Consider the following 22,790-nt stretch of genomic DNA (forward strand, 5'->3'; position numbering starts at 1 on the left):
CAACCGGGAGCCTTTGTCGTCTTTTTGATTTTTACATAAACCCAAAGTAAATAACTGCGGCCAGCACCAAACGATAAATCGCAAAAGGTGTCAGCTTGATGCGATTGATCAGCTTCAAGAAGAAACGGATCGACAGAAGCGCAAACACAAACGCACTAATAAAACCGACGACGAAAAATGGAATGCTGTCCATCGTAATCGCATCCCAACGCTTCAACAGCGACAAAAAGCTCGCGCCCGCCATGATCGGCACAGCCATAATAAACGTGAAGTCTGCCGCCGCACGATGGCTCATGCCCAACAGTACGCCCCCCGAGATCGTGGAACCCGAACGGGAAAAACCAGGCCACAGGGAGAAACATTGAATGAGTCCAACCAGCAACGCTTGCTTGTACGTAATTTGGTCAACCGATTCGATCTTGGGACGTCTTGGTCGGAACCAATCCGCAGCCAGCATGAGCAGAGCGCCCAGCACCAGACCAATTACCACGGTCTTAGTCGAGAACAAATACTCATCGATGTAGTCGTCAAACAGAACACCCAGAATCCCCGCAGGAATCAAACCGACAATGACCGTAGCCAAATTCAGTCGAGGTCCTGCCTGAATCTCACTCTTACCCGCCAGCTTTTTCAAGCCGAGCAAGCTCATGAACCGATCCCACATCAAAACGACAACAGCCAAAATCGAACCGAGCTGAATGACAATTTTGAAGGTGTTGGCCACTTCTGGTGAAAACATCTCCTTCGTTTGGAACAAAAAGTCATCCACGATGATCATGTGACCCGTAGAGGAAACCGGGGCAAACTCAGTCAAACCTTCTACTAGCCCCAGCACAATCGCGACAAAAGCTTCCCAGAGACCCAAAAATTCCACGCTCCTATGAATGATGTCCAAAATCAATAGGTAGTAGCCGCCCTGTAAAAGAGCAGACTACCGCTTCTAGCATTATAACGTTCATCTCCGGTACAAAGTTACATTGTGATAGAAAAACATTCTAGTAAATTATTGATGGGATTTCCCACAGTGAAAGCCCTCATGTTTTTCTTTATTCATTTAACTCTACAAGATGTGAATCGAAAAGCTGCGCAGGAAGAAGCGAATTTCCAGTCCAAGCGCCTCTGGAGCCCGCCCCAGCGTAGGAATAAATGGCGGGGAATTTCAGCTTCACTTATGAATGACATCCTCGAAACTTCTACCTTTGAAGCGCTCCCGCCATTTATTCCGAAGCGGACAGTCAATCACCCCTTGCGGGGCGTAGGCCGAAGCGTAGACTGGAAATTCGCTTCTTCCCTCCACGACAGCCCCTCATCGATTCACATATTGCAACGTCCCTTCCCCCATGTCACCTAGTCGCCAGAGCGCCATTTTCTCGATGCCCGCTTTCTTCGCAACTGCGCCCCATTGAGACAGTGTCTCTTCATCCGCATACCAAACCGTGTGCTTTTGTCCGTCTTCACCCATGTAGTCGAAGTACAAACTGCCACTCGCTTTATCCCGCTTTGGCGGCTCGATACTGGAGATAGCAAGGTCTGCTGCCTGTTTTTCCGTCACAGCCGTCACTTTTCCATCAGAAGCCCAATCAAATCCGCCTACAGAGAGGGCCATGACTTTGTCACCCGGTACTTTTTTCATTCGAGTGGCGAGTTGTTCAATAAATGCATGATCGGCTTTGGGACCTGGCTCTGTATTCGTTCCGTACAAATTATAAGCCATCATGACGTAAGTAGGGCCCTTTGGCAATGCCAAGTCTTCAATCGGCGCGCGCGGCTCCAATACGATGCGAAGTGACTTCCCCTCCTGCTCCATATGCTGATACAAGGTATGGATAAAAGTAAGGAAGTTGTCCCAGTCTTTCTCGTCAATTCTCTCATAATCGATTTCTAAACCATGAAAGCCATTCTGGATCACAGCATTCTTGATCTCCATAATGTGCTTGGTACGGCTTGCATCTGTCGCCATGAGCCGGCTGACAATCGACGGGTCCTTTTGAACCTGCGTACCATCACTGTTAAGACGATCATTCACAATGGTCAAATCGAGATCGACATAGCTGCCCTGCTTCGAGGCTTCCTTGATCTCAGGCATCGCCTTGGTCATGCGGTCAGTAAAGTGCAGCTTGTCGTTTTCATCAAAATACGCCGCGAAGACTTGCACACTGGACAGGCCATCCGTCATCCTGCGGAAATCCTCCAAACCGGATTCCCACTGCCAGTCTACCACCCAAGCAGACAATTCCGTCGTGTTGTTGGCTGCATCTACACTCTCCAAGCTTTCCGTATCATTCCATTTCATCATGTACCACACGAGGGTGATACACACTCCTATCAGAAGAACAGTCAAAATGATCGATCGTTTCTTGATGTTTGACACCTTACACTGATCCCCCTTGTTTCGGATTTAAAAGGTGTCGATGACCCAGTCCATTGTAGTAGAAATAGCTTTCTTGATCGAGCTGACGACTCCTGCTAACCCTGTCTGCACATTACTGAACAGCATCTGCTGCTCACTACTCGGTTGCGCCAAGGACTCTATTTTTACGTCCGCAAACACCCCGTCATAAATGTCGTCCTTTTTGTTCTCTTCACTATAGGCCGCTTCCAATGCAACGGCACCGCTGCTCATACTCGGGTCGATCTGTTGCTGATCCAAAAGCGGTATCTTGTCCACGGAAACACTGAGACGGTCGCCTTGAACAGTGATTTCGAGTGGACGCGTATTTTTAATGTTAATTGGGTATTTCTCCAGCTCCGGAGCACCAGACTCGCCTTGCTCCCTCGTATAGACCGAAGCACGGTCGAAGGTCAAATCCTCAGGATTCCAAATCACTTGGCTCAATTCCGTCTTGAAAAGCTCCTGAACTTCGCCTTTTTCCTTCTTCTGCTCGACGCGCAGCTCATTATCATGCAGGACGACCCGTACAAAGCTGTCTTTTTCCCGATCATAACGCAAATAAATGGACTGCTTGCCGATTACATTCCCTTCCAGCTTGGCAGAAAGCTTGATATCCTTCTGGCTGTCGCTGTTTTTTAAATATAACATGCCAGAGCCAGCAGCTGGAGAGGTCAGGACGATCTGATCCTCCATAAATTGCGCGGCACCACCGAGACGATCCCACTCATTGGCCTGCTCTTCATCGCCGCGAACAAAGCGAATCTTCTCGTCGGTGTCTTTTTGGATACGCATCAACAAATGATTCGTGTACCAGTAAGGCTCTGGCTGCACACGGGTCAGGTTGTACAGATCCCCCTCGCTGTCGTTGTAGGCGGTTCCTTCCCGGTTAACGTGCATCGTAAAATACTTTTTGATATTCGCGTCGTTCGCATCCGCTACCAAGCGATTCATGCCACCATACAGGGTGTTTGCATGCATGATCATATAGGCCCCTGGGACAAAGCCCAATTGATCCATATACGTATCATTCATCAGCTTGTAGTCTTCGTTTATTCTTGCTTCCATCTTGCTTCTGTCTTCAATCGGGATCATATTGCTGTCACGGATAAAGTCCATCAAGTAGTGGTTATAGTAACCCACCTTTGTTTTATTCGTTAATTCACCCTCATCCTTCACACCGATGAAATTGCCCTGATCATCAAACACATTGATATACGTCAACCGATAGCCGTTGGAACCAAGCTCCCAGAAGCCAGTTTCCATCATTTTTTTCATGTCTTCCGGTTGCAGGAATTTATTCTCGCTGTTCCCCATCTTGTTGCCGTATGACAATGCTGTTGCTTTGAAGTTGTACTTCTCCAAAAGCGGCTGGGCAAACAAGCTCGAATCGTTGCGGCCATCTTCAAAGGCTAAAAACAGTGCCTTGTCAGGAAGTGGCTTCTTTTTCTTGTAAAAGTCCAAGATATCTTGTTGCGAGATCGTTTGATAGCCCTGGTCATACAACGCTTGAAGCTGTTCATCCAATTGCTTCTTGGCTACCAGCTTCGGTGTACCCGAACGACCCACGCCAAAATAGGAGATGGCGATAAAGCCTTTTTCATTCGTCCAGCTCGCTCTATTCGGTTCCTCGTACTTCTTCCAATCAAATACAGCATTGAATAACATGACGCCCAAGACGACTAAGATAGCGATCTGGATCAGCGTCTTGATGAATTTATTGCGATCTTTTTTCCGATAGTCCAAGACATCGCTCATCGTTTTCCCCATAACTCCTGACACCCTCACTCCCTTTGTCTTTCCCACTTAAAATGGCAGCCCAAAGCCTTTTTTGTTCTTCTTTCGGGCTTCTTTTTTCAATCTCGCTTCGACGTCCTGCGGCGTTTCTCGCGTACCCCAAGTAGATTTCCAGAATGTCACCCATGCCACAGGCATCTGCCATAATAGCACCAGCTCATAAAACACACAAAAGACAATCCCGAAAACCCACAGCTTGCTTCTACGGAAAAACAGATGGGCCAAGCTCATTAAGAGCGCCATCAGCAGCAAGCCCATTAAAAACGTACCTGGGAAAATATGATGAACGAGCGGAACGTATACGAGGTTGTACAGTACGATGACGGGAGCAGCAATAGGAACAATCAGACCAATGTAAAAGAAGATCGCCATAAATGGCTCCTTGCGCCAAATAAAGCCGCTGGCACGCAAAGACTCCCTCAACCACGAACGCTTCCAGCGCATCTGCTGCTTCAAAAATATGTTCATATCTGACGGCACAATCGTCGAGCAAATCGCAGAATCCTGATAGCCTGTCCGATGTGTTCGCAAAATAAAGTTGGTCATGCTTCGGTCATCGCCAAAAGTGGCGGGCTGCCCGAGAAACTTCTGATTCAGCCATGCTTCCGAATGCTGCAAAATCAATTCCTTGCGATAGCAAGACAACGGTCCAGACAAGCAAGTGACACTGTCAAACCACGATTCAGCCGCCTTCATGATGCGAAAAGCAATGTAGTAACGAACCGTTTGCAGCTTGGTGATCGCGTTGGTGAACTTGTTTTCCACATCCGTACGCCCTGCGACACCCCCCATTTTCGGGTCTTGGAAAGGCTGTACGAGGTTGCGAATCGCAGTCGGTTCCAAAAAGCTGTCTGAATCAACGAAGACAACCAAATCGTGCTTGGCCATTTCCACACCTTTTACCAAAGCGACCCGTTTCCCGCCGTTTTCAGGAAGAATGTGCATCTTCACGCGTTCGCGGGTCATATAGCGCTCGGCCTCGTTATGAATCATATCAATGACCTTTTGAATCTCTTCTGCTGATCGGTCCGTCGAGCGGTCGTCTACCACGATGACCTCCAGCTTATCAATCGGGTAGTTCTGATTCACACAACTCAAAATCGTCCGGTGAATCCACTGCTCTTCGTTGAAGCACGGAATAATGATGCTCACGCCCGGTGTATAGTCCGGATTGACGGGAACCTCCCGATAAAGAGCACCGAATAAATACCGTGTCAGCAAAAAGGCAGCGGCAATCAAGCTGTACAAATACAAGTAAATGTTGTATTTGAAATAAATCACGCTCTCCGCGCGCATGAGCACGATAAACGCCGCAGCGAAAAACAGGGAAGCACTTGCGATATAAATAGCGTATCCCCAGCGCTTTTTGCGAAAATACTCGGTCAGCGGTTTGGAAAACTCGAAGGCGAGCATGAACTTCTGACACCCTTCCTCTTCCTCCGTAAACCGGCGAACGACAGTTGCATCCAGCTTCACCGTTGACTCATAGCCTTCTGGCATTGTGCCTGGCGGGATTGTGCAATGGATCATAAACACTTGTCCCACCTGGATGTCTTCTCTCTCCGAATCTAGTTCAACTAATAGGCCCGTCGAAGAAATGTCGACGGCTCTTGCCTTCATTCCATCCTTGACCCGCTGTTTCTTGGTTAATAGCGTCACCGGGAAATCTGCCATATAGCGCAGACTCAGCATCCGAATTCGATTCAGGTATTCCGGGTCCTCCAGCTTTCCTGGCTCATTCGTATCTTTCGTACCGCGGCGATCCACTTGGACACGAATTTTCTCCGGGTCTGGCACATTCGATAGCACGCGCCTCTCCGTTTTGGAAACCGTCAGTACTTCTTCAATTTTCTCTTTCTTTTTAGGCTTTACTTTCTCTATCAACTGTTTCATCACTGTCGCTCTCTCCCCTCCACTGCCTACAAGCTCCAGTAATGAAATCCACTGTTTTCAAAGTCAGCTTTGGAATAAGTCTCTTTTATATCAATCATGATTTTTGCTTCATTCTTGCCGTACATCGCGGCATAATCAGCGACTTCCATCTGGGCAAAGGGAGCATGGGGTACCGCTACAACCACAATGTCCAAGTCGTGGAGAGCCTTCATCTCTGACAGCTCGATGCCGTATTCCTCGTATGCCTCCCGAGGATTCACCATCGGGTCTACGACCAGTGGGTTGATCCCGTACTCCCTCAGTTCCTCAATGATATCCGTCACCTTGGTGTTTCTGATATCCGCACAATCCTCTTTGTAGGACATTCCGAGTATGCCAATCCGCACATCCGTGAGGTCGAGCTTCGAGCGAACAGCCATTTTAATGATTTGTTGGGCGACATATTTCCCCATGCCATCGTTAATGTGTCTGGCCGCCAAAATAATGCGGGAGCGATAGCCGCTGTCTTCTGCTTTGTACGTTAAATAGTAAGGATCGATACCGATGCAATGCCCGCCGACCAAGCCCGGTGAAAAAGGGAGGAAGTTCCACTTGGTTCCTGCCGCTTGCAATACTGCTTTTGTCGGAATATCCATCTGATTGAACAGCATCGCCAGCTCATTCATAAACGCAATATTGACATCCCGTTGCGCATTTTCAATGACTTTTGCGGCTTCTGCTACCTTGATGCTTTCTGCTCGATAAACGCCTGCCTGGATCACGAGCTCGTAGACGCTTGCTACGATTCCCAGTGTTTCTTCATCCATCCCCGATACGATCTTGACGATGTTTTCCAAGCGATTTACCTTGTCTCCCGGGTTGATGCGTTCAGGTGAATAGCCGATCTTGAAGTCTATGCCACAACGCAAGCCGGATTCCGCCTCCAGGATTGGCAAGCAAACATCTTCGGTTGCCCCAGGATAAACCGTCGATTCAAATACGACGATTGCCCCTTTTCTCAACTGTCTGCCCACCATGCGGGATGCGCTTTCTACATATTTCAGGTCGGGGACATTCCCGCTTTTGACCGGGGTAGGCACTGCCACGATAAAAAATCGCGCTTCCTGCAATCTATTTTCATCTAAAGTGAATTCAATAGTAGCGTCACTCGTCAGCTCCTGATCCACGTCAGCATCACGAAAGTTTCCCTTTTGATAGGCTGCTACTTTCTCTTGGTTTACATCGAATCCAATCACAGAAGTACGTTTGGACAGTGCCATCGCAATCGGTAAGCCTACGTACCCAAGACCGACGACAGCAATTTTTTCTTCCCTCTCCACAATCCCTTCGTACAAATTCATAAGCCGGCTCCCTCTCCCTGTTCTATTTTGGCTTTATTGGCCAAACATCTCTGTCATGGGTACAAGCGTGTATCCTTTGCTTCTAAGCTGGTCAATTACGGTTGGTAGCGCCTCAATTGTGTGAATGTCATCGAGCATGTGCAGCAGAATCACGCTTCCGCTCCGCGTCTGCTCCATAATTGCTTTGACGATCTCGTCCGCACTCCGTTTCTTGTCGTAATCGGACGGCGTCACATCATAAATCGTAATGTCCTCGTAGCCCGTCGCTGCAATCGCCTTGAGTGTCTGTTCGTCAAACGCCCCAGTTGGTGGTCTGAAATACATCGTCGGCTTCTGCTGAATCGCTTCGGTAATAATCTGATGGGCTTTGACAATTTCTTTTTGCAATTCTTCCGGCGCAATTTTGGTATTCACCGGATGAGAATAGGTGTGGTTGGCTACATCATGTCCCGCTTCCGCAATCGCTCTCGCCAAGTTTGGATTTCGTTCTACACCATCTGCGCGAAGGAAAAACGAAGCCTTTACTCCTTTTTTGTCCAGGATATCGAGAATCTTCGTAACTGTTTGATCCGTACCCCAATCATCGAAGGACAGGGCGACCATCTTCTTGTCCGTTTCTTTTCGATAGATGAGATTTGGCTTGGACTCATGATAGGCCGCATTCATTTTTGCTGCATCAAAACCCGGTATTTCTTGCAGCGGCTTTCGCTCCCCGCCTTGTGCAATCAACTCGTGCAATGGGACGAATCTGTAACCGACATCAGTCGCTGCCTCTGCCAGTAGCCGGATGTTTTCTACGACAGACTTGTTCTCCTCTGTGTCCATCGCGATGATGCCGCCGCGATTCATGTATTTTCTTAAGTAATGATTTTTTTGCTCCTCCGTCTCTTTTTGCCAATTGTGCAGAAACAAACTGGAGGACACGACCGCTTCTTGTCCATTGTGAGCAGCTACCAATCGAAGATCGTCGGAGTAATCGCCTGACTTCGTTCTGATATATCGCGGTGTCTTGTCGGTCTCTCTTTTGATGACCTCATTAGCCAATTTGATATCTTCGTACATTTTCTCGTAAGATTGACCCTGCAAATCTGACTGGTTCAACGTGTTGTTTTCAATATCGTGACCTCTGGCGACAATTTGTCGCGCAATGTCCGGCTCTTCCGCTACCCTCATGCCTGGCAAGAAAAAAGCTGCTTTGATGTGGTACTTATCCAGTTCATCCAGCAGTCTTTTCATCGTGTCTTTATCTGCCATCCCATTAAAAGTAAGAGCAAGCTGTCTTTGCGTCGTGTAGACCATGGACACGCCCTTGCTCTTCTCCCCTTGGTATCGCTCGATTTTTTCAGGTTTGACTGGCTGTAAGTTGTTATCTGTGCTGCTGTCACTCCCCTGAAACGGTGAACAGCCTGCCAACAATGCCAATATCGCGACAAGGGAGATCCAGTGAAAGAATCGGAACCCACTGACCCCTTTCTTATAACTAATCATGATTGTCCCCTTTTCGTGTAAGAAATGCCCTTTACGCATAAAAAAACGACTATTTCATCTGCGTAACAAGTAAGTGTAATCAAACACTTTTTGCACAGAAATGAACATAGTCTGCCTCTATACGCTAGACTAACATAACTACCTATGCCAAACAACTATATGAAACGGTTTCAATTATGACACTTTATGGAAAAAATTTGAATTTCCTACAGGACGCCATTAACGAAAAAAGACGAGCCTCATCAGGCCCGTCATTCGCTGTTACAGTTTGATCGCAATTAATTTTAGTTCCGTTAATTCCTCGACCGCATACTTGATCCCCTCGCGGCCAAAGCCACTGTCTTTTACCCCGCCATACGGCATGTTGTCCACGCGGAACGTCGGAATGTCGTTGATCATCACGCCCCCGACCTCCAGCTCTTCCGCTGCGCGCATAGCCGCGTGAATGTCACTCGTATAGATGCCAGCCTGCAAGCCGAATCGGGAGTCATTTACCGCCTCAATCGCTTCGTCCATCGTCTCAAACGGTGTAACGACTACGATTGGACCGAATACCTCTTGGCAGGAGACGGCAACATGTGCGCCTACATTGGTCAGAATCGTTGGGGCAAAGAGCTTGTCACTAACAGGTTTCCCACCAGTCACTACATGTGCGCCTGCTTCTACAGCTTCCTGTACCCATGCTCCCATGCGTTCATGATCCTTGGCGGAGATCACAGAGGACATGTCTGTCTCTTCGTTCAGCGGATCACCCAGCACGAGCTTTTCTGTGCCAGCCTTAAACTTCTCCAGGAACTCTTCGTACTTGCTCTGGTGAATATAAACGCGTTGCAGCGAGATACACACTTGACCACTAAAGGAGAAGGCACCCGTCACGCAACGATCAATCAACGCTTGCGTGATTTCCACGTTGTGGTCGATGATTACTGCGGAGTTGGAGCCAAGCTCCAAGGTTACACGCTTGAGTCCCGCTTTGTTTTTCATCGCGATTCCAACCGCAGGACTTCCAGTAAATGTAATCGCGGCAATTCGACTGTCACTGACCAGCCTTTCGCCAACGACCGCGCCTTTTCCAGGCAAAATATTGAGCGCTCCTGCAGGCAAGCCCGCCTCCGCGAAAATATCGGCCAGGATCAGCGAGCTAAGCGGCGTCTGACTTGCTGGCTTCAGTACAACGGTATTTCCTGCGGCAATGGCAGGCCCGACCTTGTGTGCTACGAGATTGAATGGAAAGTTAAAAGGCGTGATCGCGCCGACTACGCCGATCGGCTTGCGTACCGTAAAAGCAAGACGTCCTTCACCACCCGGTGCTGCATCGAGCGGCACCGTCTCTCCGTGGATACGCTTCGCTTCTTCTGCTGCGAACTTGTAGGTCTGAATCGTCCGGGCAATTTCTACACGACCTGTGCGAAGTGGCTTGGCGGCTTCTTGTGCGAGGATGACCGCCAGTTCCTCTTTGCGTGCTTCCATAATCGCAGCGGCCTTCTCCAGTATCAAAGCACGCTGATTGGCTGGCATTTTTGCCATGAATTTGGTTGTTGCTTTGGCCGCCTTAATTGCCTCGTCGACGTCATGATCGTCTGCCTGAGCGATTTCAGCCACCAGCTCCCCAGAATACGGGGAGTAGAGTGGTGCGTATTCTTTTGCTTCTTTCCATTGTCCGTTGATGTAGAGATGCTTTTTCATGAGTATGGAGAACCCCCTCGGGCGTTTTAGTTCGTCACGTATTGGCTTTTCAGAACATCCGTCATAATGTCCAGTGCCTCTTCCAGTTGCTCATCTGTAATAACCAGTGGAGACAGGAAGCGCAGCACGTTGCTGTGGACGCCAGCAGAAAGCACGATGACGCCAGACTCGTAGCAGCCTTTGGTCAAGCCAGCAACGAGCTCTTTCGCTGGTTGTTTGGTTGTTGGATCGATAAATTCTACAGCGCACATCGCACCCAATCCGCGCACCTCTGCGATCACAGGGAACTCTTTTTGCAACGCGTGGAAATGCGCCTTGATTTTGTCCCCGATCACCTGCGCACGACCAGACAGGTCTTCGCGCTCCATTTTCTCAATGACTGCCAATGCCGCTACGCAGCCAAGCGGGCTTCCTCCATAAGTACCGCCGATCTCACCTGGGTTTGGCGCGTCCATGATTTCGGCGCGTCCCGTAACCGCAGAAATAGGTAAGCCTGCCGCGATTGATTTGGACATGGTGATGATATCTGGCTCGATACCGAAATGGGTAGAGGCAAACATGGCGCCAGTGCGACCGAAGCCTGTTTGAATCTCATCAGAAATAAATAGGATTTGATGCTTTTTACAAATGTGATAGACACCTTGAACGAAGGACACAGGCGGGACGATAAAGCCGCCTTCTCCCTGAATCGGTTCCATAATCACGGCAGCTACTTCTTCCGGTGCAACCTCAGTCAAGAGGAAGTCCTCGAACTGACGCACGCAGAATTGCGCGTATTCATCATCTGTCATGGATTCCGGCTTGTTCAGTGGATACGGGAATTGCGCTTTATACGTAGCTGGAGCGAATGGTCCCATCTGGAATTTGTACGGCTTCACCTTGGATGTCAGTGACATGCCCAGAAGCGTACGACCATGGAAACCACGGCTAAAGGAAATGATGCCTGGGCGTCCTGTGTATTTGCGGGCGATTTTCACCGCGTTCTCTACTGCTTCTGCCCCGCTGTTTGCGAGCATCGTCTTCTTTTCAAAGCTGCCTGGCGTGATTTCCGTCAGCTTCTCAGCCAAGGCCACATATGGCTCATACATCCCTACATGGAAGCAAGGATGAATGTATTTGTCCAACTGCGCTTTTAGTACCTCAACTACTTCCGGTGGGCAGTGTCCGGCATTCAATGTACCGATCGCTCCGGCAAAATCGATGTACGTATTGCCATCTACATCCGTAACCAATGCACCTGAAGCTGACTCTACAAAAACAGGGGTATTGTTGCCGACACCTTTTGGAACGAACTGCTTTCTTTTTTCAATCAAGGCCGCTCCCTTTGGACCTGGCACACCAGCAGCTACGTTTACAAATTGACGTTGTTTGGACATATCGTATCCTCTCCTCGTTCGAGATGGTATTAGTTGGATGGCTTGCTTGTAAACTCAACCACGATATGTAGCAATACCTATGCCAACCGCAAGAGCTTGATGAAATCGCGTTTCCGACACTATGGTTACATCAAATTATTCAAAAATGAATCGAAAACACCAGAATGTTCGATTCATTTTTGAATAAACTATTTATTTTTGAATCACCTGGAACGAATCCGATATTTTTTCAGTTTCCGCACGACAGAGGGCTGGCTAATTCCGAGAAACTCCGCGATTTCCCCCGTGGTCCGGCAGTGCTCGGATGCATAGCGTAGCCATTTTTCCTCTACCTGCTCTAGTGCTTCCCGAAGCGACATCTTGGAAGTGGCCAGACTCGGCTCCATGGCTGCCTGCTCTTCCCCTGCCAACCTGATTTCCGCGGGCAGATGCTGGGACGTGATCACATCTTCGTCCGCAGTGACCACCATTCTCTCCAAGACGTTCTCCAGCTCGCGAACATTGCCCGGCCACTCGTACTGCATCAAGGCATGTGTCACCGCAGGGTCCAGACGCTTGTCCATTCCGTATCGTTCATTGAGCGAGCGTACGACGCGCTTCAGGAGAGCCGCGATATCCTCTGGCCGATTTCGTAACGGTGGGACGTGGATCGGGACAACATTCAGGCGAAAATACAGGTCTTGCCGGAACTTCCCTTCCTTCACCATCTTTTCTAAATCGCGATTGGTGGCGGCAATCAAACGAAAATCCACGTCGCGGTACTGTGTACTCCCAACGCGTTGCAGCCGTTTTTCCTGAATCACCTTCAACAGCTTGGCCTGCAAAGTCAGCGGCAGTTCCCCCAGCTCGTCCAAGAGGAGGGTCCCTTGATTCGCCATCTCGATAATCCCTTGCTTGCCCTGCTTGGCGGCCCCTGTAAACGAACCAGCCTCATAACCAAACAGCTCCGATTCCAGCAAGCCCTCCGGGATCGAGCCACAGTTGATCTCCACGAACTGCCCACCCGCACGACGACTATTGCGATGAATTTCTTTCGCGATCACATTTTTCCCGACACCCGATTCCCCGAGTATCAGGACAGTCGAATCAACAGCCGCGACTTTTTTGATGAGACGCTCAATGGCTTGCATCGGCTGACTCACTGCCACGAAGCCCTCCTGGTGCTTTTCGCGCAGCTCCTCAATCTCGGTTTCAAACTGCTTGAGCTGCTCTGTCAGACCCTCGTAGCGCCGTTTCAATTCCATAATTTCAGTCAGGTCATGGGAATAACTGATGATCGAATGCATGCTGCCATCTTCGTTCCAGACGGGAAAAGCCATCACCATCAGCTTTCGACCCCCGGGTATTTCCTGCATGATCGTCTGCGGCGTCTTGGCATCCATGACTTTTCGCGTGACAGATGGAGAAAAAACTTTCTTTTTTTCCAGCTCGATGACGTTTTTGCCCAAGAGCTCATCCTTCCCGATACCGTATATTTCATACGACGAATCGCCAACCAGCCGGATGTAGCCCTCATGATCCGTGATTAACAAATGATCGCGAGACGTTTCAACAATGGCCTCCAAAACGCGGCTCATCCACTTCTGTGTGCTCTCTTCTCTCATCATCTCTTCGCCGCCTCTCACACGCCGTTGTGTCCGATCTATGTTTATTTTTTCATTATAGAAAACAGCAAGAACAACGACAACCTATGAAAAATATGTAAAAATAGCGATAATAACAAGCCCTACGAGATGGAAAGGATGGTAGGAATGACACCCACAGTCGGAGACATCTACTGTGTTTTTGTCGAGAAGCTGCAAAAGTACACAGCTTGCCAGGTCACATCGATAAAAGAGCCTGACACGAGCAAATCCAACCTCATCAGTATCCTCGAGCTGGACTGGAGCAGCGATACACTGCCTGATGAATCAGAGCTGCACCAGATGAAGCCCTTATATTGCGACTACTTCTTCTGGAACAACAAGCTCGATCACATCTATGTTGATCCAGCGGTGCCCAAAGGCTACATAAAAGTAGGGAATGTACCACCTCTCGTGACAGAAGAGACAAGGAGTTACGGCAGTTGGGATGTCGGAGGGAGCTTTTACCGTCAACACAAATGGAATCAAATTACTGAGGAGCGTCGCCGGCAGTTTAAACAGGCCGCAAATGATGACAAAATGATTTCGCTGGGCGGGAAGAGCCTGCGTAGATCTAACAACGTCATTCATGCTGACATCCTGCGAAGCCTGACGGACATCTCTGAATTGGAAAAGCTCCCTTGCCTGACAAGAATCTACGCAGAGGAGCCCACCGATTCCTTACTTGCCTTTGTCAAAAGCAATCCTTTTATTCTGGAGCTTCACCTGGAAAAAGCCAACGGCTCCTCTCTAGATCTGATAGGAAGCCATCTCAGTAAACTCTCTGTCCAAAACGCGGACGGGCTGGAGTCACTGCATCTGAACGATTGTCTAAGAGAGCTCATACTGGGTAAGTCTCTTTCACCGAACCTACTCATAGAAGCCGAACAGGATGGATATTGGCTGACCGCCTCATTCTCAGATTCGCTACCGCTTCACCGCGGACTCGACCAGCTAGGAGGACTCAATCTGCGCGATGTGACGGAGCTGGACTTACAACCACTCGTCCAGCGGTATCCCTCGCTTCAGAACCTCCGTCTGTGGGGCAAGCCTGGTACTCTCAGTAATCTGGGCAGTATCAAGCACTTGAAGGAGCTACTGACGTTTACGACCTACGATCTGTTTGGCTTCACAGGGGACGAGTTCCCTTTGCCAGATCAATGTCCCAAGCTCTCCAGTCTCTGGATGACAAGCCTCCCAGCAGAAGCGGCCAAGACCATTAAAGCCGCCTACAAAAAAGAAGTAAAAAATGGGCTGGATTTGTCCATCACCAAGCCGCGCAAGCCCGAATGGCTGGCCAATAATTTGACCAATCCGTTTCGCGATTGGGATGGCAGGGAGCACATCTCAACAACCAACGCCAACAAGGCCGCCAGTCTCTATAAAAAAATGAACACCGCGATCAGTGCGCTTGAAAAACAAAGCAGTGAAGAAACGACGACTGCGGAAGAAATACAAACTGCTTTGCGTGCATGGGTCAAAGAGTACACAGAGACTTTCAACAAAATGGATCGCCGGACTGGCTTTATCGAAACAGTTGAGCGAGAAGAAATTTTCGTTGTGCTCGATGAACTGCTTCAGTCGGCAAAACAGAATTTAGCTACTACGGGTGTGGAAGTAGATGTGGACGAGCTTTTTGCTATTTTTGATCAGACACGTGATTTTTGAGTGAGAAAAAAGACGCCGCCTCTCCTATAGGAAGGCGGCTTCTCGTGCTTAGGCATTCTTTTTGATGACCCACGTACTCATGCAACGCTGTCCAGCTACATTCACCGTTTTGATTGGCTCCAGGAACACGCCTTGCCGTTTTTCCGTCATGCCCACCATCGTCCGTTCATTTACGAGAAAACGGGTGCTTCCGTCCGGCAACAAATAACGTTCGTTCCCTAGTGGCTGTACAGCATCCTCAATCCCGATCGAGGAAGCAAGACGCATGAATAGAATGCCTCCTGGCTTCAGTACCCGCCACAGCTCCTCTAGCATCTGATGAAAATGCTCTTCGTTATCAGCAAAATGGAGAACGGCATTACTGATGATGAAATCGAAGCTTTCGTTTTCAAAGCTCATGCTCTCAATCGGTTCCACACGAGCACGCTCCGCTGACCAGTTCGGCGCCAGTTGCGATGCCATTTGCTGTACAGCCTCGATAGCTTTTGCCGATTGGTCAACCGCATACACCGTATAGCCATTTCGCAAAAAGTAGACCAAATTCCGTCCCGAGCCGCAGCCAGCATCGAGTATCTGCATTTCCTTCGTAACCCGTCCCTTTAACAACTGATCAAACAAGTAAATATCAATATCGCCAAACAGCTCTGCCAGATTCATGCTTATCACAGCCTTTATCCGCTTTTTCTTCAGTGTACCAATTCGCTTGTCATCTTCCAATCACGGTCATCTGGAACGGATTTACAAAAATGATAGTTGACACCTGTTGACTACATGTGTAATCTTAAAAAAAGGAACAACGACTACAAATGTAATCGACGGAGGTGTCTTACTTGGACGAGCAACCGCGAATCTCGGATGCCGAGTGGGAGATTATGAAGGTCATCTGGGCAAAGTCCCCCGCTACAGCAGCCGATGTCATCCACACTCTGCGAGACAACAAGACGTGGAAAGACAACACAATCAAAACCTTGCTCAGCCGCTTGTTGCAAAAGGGTATTCTCACCTATGAGCAGGTCAATCGCGTCTACTATTACTCTCCTGTGCTCACTGAGGAAGAATGCAAGCGCCAAGAGCGCCAATCCTTTTTGCAGCGCGTGTACGGCGGAGCCTTAAAGCCCATGCTGGTTCACTTTTTAAAAGAAGAAAAGCTCTCCTCCCAAGAGATTGACGAGCTAAAAAAAATCCTTTCCGAAAAGGAGAAATAAGCTGGTGGATTGGCAATGGCTCACACTCACCCTCAATCAAGCATTTACGTGGACACTGTCTAACTCCATCGAAGCCAGTCTACTCGTGCTCTTGATCTTGCTCTGCCAGCAGCTCGGCAAAAAGCATTTCCCCATCCGCTGGCACCATGCCGTATGGTTCCTGCTTCTCTGGAAGCTCGCGGTTCCTTGGTCCATAGACAGCACGATCAGTTTGTATAACTGGCTGCCTACTTCCACGTGGACATCCATACAGGAAACGCACCCGCCTACGGAACCGATTGTTCTCACTACAGAGGCTTTGCATCCGCATGAATTTGCCCTCCAGCCAGATGCCTCTCTAGCAAACGAAGCGAGCTTTTCCTGGATCAGCCTGCTTTCCCTCATCTGGATCGGCGGTGTCGCCATTTTCGCTATCACCATGACTCGCAGTGCATACCGATTGCTCTCTCAGCTAAAAAACGATGTGTTCGTACAGGATGAAGCTATTTTGCGCGTCTTTTCCCAATGCCAAAAACAAATGGGCATCACCAAATCCATTCCCCTGCGCATGAGTCATCAAATGACAAGCCCTGCCTTGATGGGAATCTGGCGACCGCAAATCTGGCTGCCGGAAAATCTTTTGGACAAGCTCAACGAGCATGAGCTGCGCCACATTTTTTTGCATGAGCTGGCGCATTGGAAAAGACGAGATATTCCTGTGAACAGCATCATGAGCGTGCTTCTGATCCTCAACTGGTTCAACCCGCTGTTATGGTATGCTGCTTCCCGCATGCGTCAGGATCAGGAAATGGCTTGTGATGCCTTGGCTTTGACTTATTTGCAGGAGACAGAGGTACCTCGCTACGGATACACCATGATCAAAATGCTCGAGCTGTATGCCTGTCCCAAACAGATTCGCTTCACAGCCGGGTTCTCCAGCTCCAAAAAACAGGTGAAAAGGAGAATAGAAATGATTCGTCACTTTCAAAAACGAGCGTATACGTGGACGCTATCTGGTATCGTCGTCGTCTTGGCTTTAGGCATCTTCACTTTGACCGATGCAAAAACAGTGCTCGGGAACGAGGTCACCTTCTCTGTACCAGCAGAAGGGGAAACGAGAAGCGCACCCGATCAAACCAGCCTCTCCATCATCAACAACCTGAACACTCCAGTAAAAGCAGCAGCGGCCGGTAAGGTACTCAAGGCTGAATACGATTCAAAAACAGGGAAAGGCAACCAGGTCATTCTGGAGCATGATGGCGGGTATCAAACGGTTTACTCTCATTTGGAAAAGCTGGAGGTCACCGCTGGAGCTACTGTGACCCAAGGCCAGCTCATTGGTCTGTTAGGAAGTACGGGACGTAGCACGGGACCGCATCTTGCTTTCCAGATTCTCGAAAATGGTACACCCGTTGATCCGGCGAAGCTGTTGGTAGACATTGAAGCAAAAGAATAAAAACGAGGCCACAGAAAAAATATCTGTGGCCTAACTTGTTACGCTTATTCATTCGTAGACAAATCTCGTTTGTTACCTGAAAGCACCTTGTACAGGATAAGTGCAGTCACCAAAGCAATACAACCGTTCAGATAAAAAGAGGTAGCCGCGCCAAACTCTTGCCATACCCAACCGGTAAGAAGGGATGCGGGCAACAAACCGATTCCTGTAACCATCGAGTACATGCCCAGTGATGTTGCTTTCAAATCTTTCGGTGCGGAGGACGCTACCAATGACTTCTCTATGCCCTTCGTCAACGCGATATAAAAACCATACAGAATGAATAGCAACCATAAGCCTGTTACCGAACTCACCATTCCAAATCCAATATATACGAATCCGTATAGGATATAGCCAACAGTTAGAATGACCTTGTGTCCGAATCGATCGGAAATGGCACCTGATGTGTAGGAAAACAGCGAAGCAACCAAATGAAGGACTAAATACAGCAACAATACACTCGTAGCAGAAATCCCGAGATCAGTTGCTCGCAGCAATAAAAAAGAATTGGACGAATTCGCAACAGTAAACAGCATAATGATCAGAAGCAATTGCTTGGTCTCACGATTTAACTTCTTCCAGCTCGGTTTTGCTTTCGGTTCACGCGAAATCACCTTCGTATTTTCCCGCTTTTCCTTGATGGCAAAGAGCAAGCAGAAGCCAATGCCGACCGGAATCATTGAATACAAGAAAACACTGTGGAAATCTTTATTTCCATCCATCGTTAATAAGAGATACGCTATGCCGATTCCAATCGCCGCCCCGAGCATATCCATCATTTGATGCAAGCCAAATGAGCGTCCTTGCTTTCGTTTTCCTCCTGCTTCCGAGATGATCGCATCGCGCGGAGCCGTTCGTATTCCCTTACCCGTACGATCGATCAGCTTCCAGACAAAAACACCTACCCATGAACTGGCTATTACGAGGAATATCCTACCGATCCCGGATAGTCCATACCCCAGTATGGCTAACGATTTTCGTTTCTTGGAACGATCGGAAACATAACCTGAAACGAACTTGAGCAGACTGGTCAGAGCCTCGGAAACCCCATCGATCACCCCAATAATCATAGGACCCGAAGAGGCAAGAAAGATCGGAATTAACGGGGTAACCATGTATGTACCCATGTCTGTGAAAAAACTGACGAAACTAAGCAGCCATACGTTATTCATGCTGTTACAACCCAAAATGCTGTTTCGCCAGCTCTTTGAATCTCGCGTTGTCGATTTCCTCTTTGGTAACGACTCCATCCACCCACTGTGTAAAGGACGTATTCGTCAACGTAACATTGCCTCTCTCTGTAAGCTGCGTAAGCAAAGGGCTTTTGTTGAAGGGAGACTGTTCATGGTCAGCGATAATCGTCTGAATCTCGTTTAATTCCGTTACATCCGTCACCAGCTTCTGCGAATCAAACGTATAGCCGATCCTCCAGTCCGTATCCTTGTGTCGCAGCTTCATTTCGAGTACATAATCGCCATACTCCGTCTGCTCTTTCTTGATCCGAAACTCACCATTGCGCGAAGAGACGGTCTCCCCGGTTAACGGGACAGGCTTCAACGGCAGGTTCGAACCAAAACCCGTGTCGAGCAAATACGTTTGCCCCTCATAGGTAAGCAAAATCGTGGCATGCGTTCGACCAATCGTGTAATACTCGCCAACGTTCTGTCTGTATACAACTCCACGAATCAGATGGGCGTCAAATCCATTTTCCAGCAAGAAGAAATACAGCATCGGATTGAGTTCGTAGCAAAGACCGCCTTCGTTTCTGACCAATATCTTCTCCATGATGGACTGTCTAGAGATTACCCTTGTTCGCTCATCCACAACGCACAGGTTTTCAAAAGGAATCGCCAATGCTGTCAGATCAAGGAGGCGATCCAATGTATCGAAGGTAATCGTTTCATTTTCTGGCATGCCGATTCTTTTCCGAAATAAGGCATTTAGCTCACTCATGCTTCTTCCCCCTAAATAGGCTCTCCCTCAAGTATACGCCAGGCTCCAGCTCGATTTCCTTATATACCGAGCAGCTTTAGCTTCCGATACAAGGTGCGTAGCCCAATCCCCAGTTCTTCAGCCACCCGCTGCTTTCCTTTCAAATCACTGCCGTGCTTTTGCAACGAAGCGCGAATTGCCTCCGCTTGTGCATCGGCGACCCTTGCTTTGATAGCTGGACCTGAATGTGAAGGAGCCATTAGAGGACGAGCACGAAGGCGCGGAGGCAAGCTGTCGACAGTCAGTACTGTGTCTTGCTCCATGTTCATGGCGTACTCGATGGCGTTTTCCAGCTCCCGCACATTGCCCGGCCAGTGATAGTGCGTGAGCAGGTTGATCGCCTCTCGTGCTATTCCGAAGAAGGTGCGTCCTGCTTGCTCTCCGTACTTCTCCATAAATGAAACGGCCAAGAGCTCGATGTCTTCCTTACGCTCTGCGAGTGAAGGGACGTGAATGGGAATGACGTTCAACCGATAGTACAAATCGGCACGAAACGCTTTTTTCTCCACGAGCTCCTCCAGATTCTGGTTCGTTGCCGCGATGATTCGTACATTGATAGGAAACGATCGCGTGCTGCCGATGCGTTCCACAACCTTTTCCTGCAAGACGCGCAGCAGCTTTGCTTGCAACGAGAGCGGCATATCGCCGATTTCATCCAGAAAAAGCGTACCTCCCTCTGCCATTTCGAACCGCCCTGGCTTTCCTCCCTTTTTGGCTCCGGTAAAAGCACCATCCTCGTAACCAAACAATTCGCTTTCGAACAAATTTTCCGGAATGCTGGCACAATTGATCGCGACAAACGGGTAGTAAGCGCGTGTGCTTGCCTCGTGAATCGCTTTTGCCAGATGTCCTTTGCCTGTCCCTGTTTCGCCGGTAATTAGTACCGTAGAGCTGCTGTTACCGATTTTCATCGCCATTTCTTTGACCTGTTTGATGGCTGCGCTGTTTCCTACGATTTGAGCCAAGCTATCCACTTTGCCAGACGATCGGCTCCCTTGATGATCCAGCAAACGCGGAACGGTAAGCGATCCCCTCTGCACGCGAAGCACGCCGCCAATGAGCTGATTGTTGACGATGATCGGCGTGGCCTCAGTGGGGGCATCCAGCTTGTCAACGAGACAATTGGCGATCGGCAAGGAATGTGCGGCCATCCCGGATAATGACGGCAGCAGCATCCGTGAAACCTCCGCTGGCAGAAGTTCATGCTGGGACAGCAGTCTACGCGCGCTGGCGTTCGTGTGAATGACATTGCCACTCCGGTCAAAGGTGAAATACGCATCGGCAACGGTATCCAGCGCTCCCTCCAACAGTCGCATGGAGTCATCAGACGATTCGATCTGTCTCGTCGCATGAGACTGTACAATCGCCGTAATCATCTCGCTGACTTCTGTCAGGATTTGCTGGTATCTCTCTGCATGCTTGGATAGGCGATTTTGACCTTCCTTCGTAAAGGATGTGAGGGAAACGACCCCGATTGCATGATTGGCAACCTTAATAGAAGAGAGCAGCTCTACTTTGGCGGGACAGCTGTCGAGAAAACGGCATCCTTTGCACATTTCCATAGAGCCGGGTTTGTCTACCACATACTGACCTTTTGCCAACACGAATTCAATCGAGGGCACATGCACATTTTTGCCTTTTTGTTTCAAGTAGCGCTCCGTACTCACGACCAAGAGGCCGCGCTCGTTAATCACCGCGGCATCCACGTTCAATATATCTGAAATGCTAGTAATGACCTTTTCGATGGCTGGTTTGCACAGATCCAACGAAACCATGGATATCCTCCCTGTTGATTGTCCTTGCTCTCTATTTTATGAAATATTTAGATAGTTCACAAACATTTTACCACGGATGTTTGCCAATAATGACAACTCTTTGCCACTTTTGTCATCGCCATGACGGTACAAAACACAGTCAGACCCTCGTAAAATCAGCTGTTTTGGCGATCAAGCAAGGAGCATGTTACTCGACAGAGTTCATTCCATACTTGGCACAGTGATTGCAATATAAACTTTTCATCTAAGGGGAGTGATCAACCATGGTAAACACGAACGAGGTATTCAATCTGCAAGGAAAGGTAGCCTTGGTAACTGGCGCTGCTTCCGGTATCGGACTTGCAACAGCGAAACGACTGGCTCAATTCGGAGTAAACGTCATGCTGCTTGATATCAACGAGGAGCTCGGGGAAAAGGCGGCTCAGGAAATCGTAGCGGCGGGCGGGTCAGCCCGTTATTTTACATGCAATGTCGTTTCCCAACAGGATTGTCGCGAAGTAACGCAAGCGATCGAGGAAGCGTACGGTCGCATCGATATTTTGTTCAACAACGCAGGCGTGATTAGAAGAAAGACGGTCGTCGAGCTGGAAGAAGATGATTGGGATCTGGTCGTCGATGTTTCCTTGAAGGGGGCTTACAACCTCTCGAAATTCGTCATACCGGTCATGGCAAAAACAGGCGGAGGCAGCATCATTAACACTGGCTCTGGCTGGGGCATCAAGGGCGGTGACAAGGCTGCGGCCTACTGCGCGGCAAAAGCTGGCGTCGTCAACCTGACGCGGGCAATGGCGATTGACCACGGTCCGGAAAATATCCGTGTAAATTGCGTGTCACCCGGCGATACCGACACACCTCTGTTGCGTGAAGAAGCGCGCCAGCTGGAAAAGGAAGAAGGAGCATTCCTCGTCTCCTCCGCCCAAGGACGTCCGCTGGAGCGTCTCGGTTCTCCGCAAGATATTGCCAATGCTGTCCTGTTCTTTGCCAGCGACCTGTCATCCTGGGTGACGGGTTCCGTACTGGTCGTCGACGGCGGCGGTTTGGCTTAATTTATCGCTATTGCGACTGAATATTCCAATGAAGAGATG

At 49.1% G+C, this 22,790-nt stretch carries 17 protein-coding genes; 4 read left to right on the forward strand and 13 right to left on the reverse strand.

Going from position 1 to position 22,790, the window contains the following annotated elements; genetic code table 11:
• Nucleotides 1-31: 31 nt before the first annotated feature.
• The 9 genes from HPY28_RS26550 to HPY28_RS26590 all read right to left on the reverse strand — a co-directional run bounded on the left by HPY28_RS26550 (nucleotide 32) and on the right by HPY28_RS26590 (nucleotide 13,576).
• Nucleotides 32-865 (reverse strand): undecaprenyl-diphosphate phosphatase, encoded by an 834-nt coding sequence (locus HPY28_RS26550; RefSeq protein ID WP_174231733.1) that lies wholly within the window; start codon nucleotides 863-865, stop codon nucleotides 32-34.
• 441 nt (nucleotides 866-1,306) lie between these two features.
• On the reverse strand, nucleotides 1,307-2,371 hold the full coding sequence (locus HPY28_RS26555) for a glycosyl hydrolase family 18 protein (RefSeq protein ID WP_174231734.1): 1,065 nt from the start codon (nucleotides 2,369-2,371) through the stop codon (nucleotides 1,307-1,309).
• A gap of 27 nt (nucleotides 2,372-2,398) precedes the next feature.
• Nucleotides 2,399-4,159, reverse strand: coding sequence for a polysaccharide deacetylase family protein (locus HPY28_RS26560; RefSeq protein ID WP_174231735.1), 1,761 nt, complete (start codon nucleotides 4,157-4,159; stop codon nucleotides 2,399-2,401).
• Nucleotides 4,160-4,195: 36 nt separating this feature from the next.
• Entirely contained in the window at nucleotides 4,196-6,079 is a 1,884-nt protein-coding gene (locus tag HPY28_RS26565; RefSeq protein ID WP_017246675.1) for a glycosyltransferase, read from the reverse strand.
• A gap of 26 nt (nucleotides 6,080-6,105) precedes the next feature.
• Nucleotides 6,106-7,419, reverse strand: a complete 1,314-nt coding sequence (locus HPY28_RS26570) for a nucleotide sugar dehydrogenase (RefSeq protein WP_174231736.1) — start codon at nucleotides 7,417-7,419, stop codon at nucleotides 6,106-6,108.
• Nucleotides 7,420-7,452: 33 nt separating this feature from the next.
• Nucleotides 7,453-8,907, reverse strand: a complete 1,455-nt coding sequence (locus tag HPY28_RS26575) for a polysaccharide deacetylase family protein (RefSeq protein ID WP_174231737.1) — start codon at nucleotides 8,905-8,907, stop codon at nucleotides 7,453-7,455.
• Nucleotides 8,908-9,168: 261 nt separating this feature from the next.
• Nucleotides 9,169-10,593, reverse strand: a complete 1,425-nt coding sequence (locus HPY28_RS26580; RefSeq protein WP_174231738.1) for an aldehyde dehydrogenase family protein — start codon at nucleotides 10,591-10,593, stop codon at nucleotides 9,169-9,171.
• A 26-nt stretch (nucleotides 10,594-10,619) separates the two neighbouring features.
• Nucleotides 10,620-11,969 carry a 4-aminobutyrate--2-oxoglutarate transaminase gene (gene gabT, locus HPY28_RS26585; protein ID WP_174231739.1) on the reverse strand — a complete coding sequence of 450 codons (1,350 nt, stop codon included), beginning with the start codon at nucleotides 11,967-11,969 and terminating at the stop codon, nucleotides 10,620-10,622.
• 203 nt (nucleotides 11,970-12,172) lie between these two features.
• Entirely contained in the window at nucleotides 12,173-13,576 is a 1,404-nt protein-coding gene (locus tag HPY28_RS26590; RefSeq protein ID WP_174231740.1) for a sigma-54 interaction domain-containing protein, read from the reverse strand.
• A 144-nt stretch (nucleotides 13,577-13,720) separates the two neighbouring features.
• Here HPY28_RS26590 and HPY28_RS26595 point away from each other — a divergent pair, with 144 nt between their 5' ends.
• Entirely contained in the window at nucleotides 13,721-15,259 is a 1,539-nt protein-coding gene (locus tag HPY28_RS26595) for a hypothetical protein (protein ID WP_173623521.1), read from the forward strand.
• Nucleotides 15,260-15,307: 48 nt separating this feature from the next.
• On the opposite strand, the gene HPY28_RS26600 is transcribed toward HPY28_RS26595, so the two are convergent.
• On the reverse strand, nucleotides 15,308-15,976 hold the full coding sequence (locus HPY28_RS26600) for a class I SAM-dependent methyltransferase (RefSeq protein ID WP_217444907.1): 669 nt from the start codon (nucleotides 15,974-15,976) through the stop codon (nucleotides 15,308-15,310).
• Nucleotides 15,977-16,089: 113 nt separating this feature from the next.
• On the opposite strand from HPY28_RS26600, the gene HPY28_RS26605 reads away from it, so the two are divergent.
• Nucleotides 16,090-16,464 (forward strand): BlaI/MecI/CopY family transcriptional regulator, encoded by a 375-nt coding sequence (locus HPY28_RS26605; RefSeq protein WP_017246683.1) that lies wholly within the window; start codon nucleotides 16,090-16,092, stop codon nucleotides 16,462-16,464.
• Nucleotides 16,465-16,468: 4 nt separating this feature from the next.
• Nucleotides 16,469-17,899, forward strand: coding sequence for a M56 family metallopeptidase (locus HPY28_RS26610; protein WP_174226411.1), 1,431 nt, complete (start codon nucleotides 16,469-16,471; stop codon nucleotides 17,897-17,899).
• A gap of 44 nt (nucleotides 17,900-17,943) precedes the next feature.
• Here HPY28_RS26610 and HPY28_RS26615 read toward each other — a convergent pair whose 3' ends face one another.
• The 3 genes from HPY28_RS26615 to HPY28_RS26625 are packed head-to-tail and all read right to left on the reverse strand — an operon-like array spanning nucleotide 17,944 to nucleotide 21,705.
• Nucleotides 17,944-19,110, reverse strand: a complete 1,167-nt coding sequence (locus HPY28_RS26615; RefSeq protein ID WP_174226410.1) for an MFS transporter — start codon at nucleotides 19,108-19,110, stop codon at nucleotides 17,944-17,946.
• Nucleotides 19,111-19,114: 4 nt separating this feature from the next.
• Nucleotides 19,115-19,891 (reverse strand): arylamine N-acetyltransferase family protein, encoded by a 777-nt coding sequence (locus HPY28_RS26620; RefSeq protein WP_173623449.1) that lies wholly within the window; start codon nucleotides 19,889-19,891, stop codon nucleotides 19,115-19,117.
• A gap of 59 nt (nucleotides 19,892-19,950) precedes the next feature.
• On the reverse strand, nucleotides 19,951-21,705 hold the full coding sequence (locus HPY28_RS26625) for a sigma-54 interaction domain-containing protein (protein ID WP_174231741.1): 1,755 nt from the start codon (nucleotides 21,703-21,705) through the stop codon (nucleotides 19,951-19,953).
• Nucleotides 21,706-21,968: 263 nt separating this feature from the next.
• Here HPY28_RS26625 and HPY28_RS26630 point away from each other — a divergent pair, with 263 nt between their 5' ends.
• Complete coding sequence (locus HPY28_RS26630; RefSeq protein WP_047070161.1) at nucleotides 21,969-22,751, forward strand: SDR family NAD(P)-dependent oxidoreductase; 783 nt, start codon at nucleotides 21,969-21,971, stop codon at nucleotides 22,749-22,751.
• The last annotated feature ends 39 nt before the right edge of the window (nucleotides 22,752-22,790 follow it).

Source organism: Brevibacillus sp. HB1.2 (assembly GCF_013332495.1).
GTDB lineage: Bacteria > Bacillota > Bacilli > Brevibacillales > Brevibacillaceae > Brevibacillus > Brevibacillus porteri.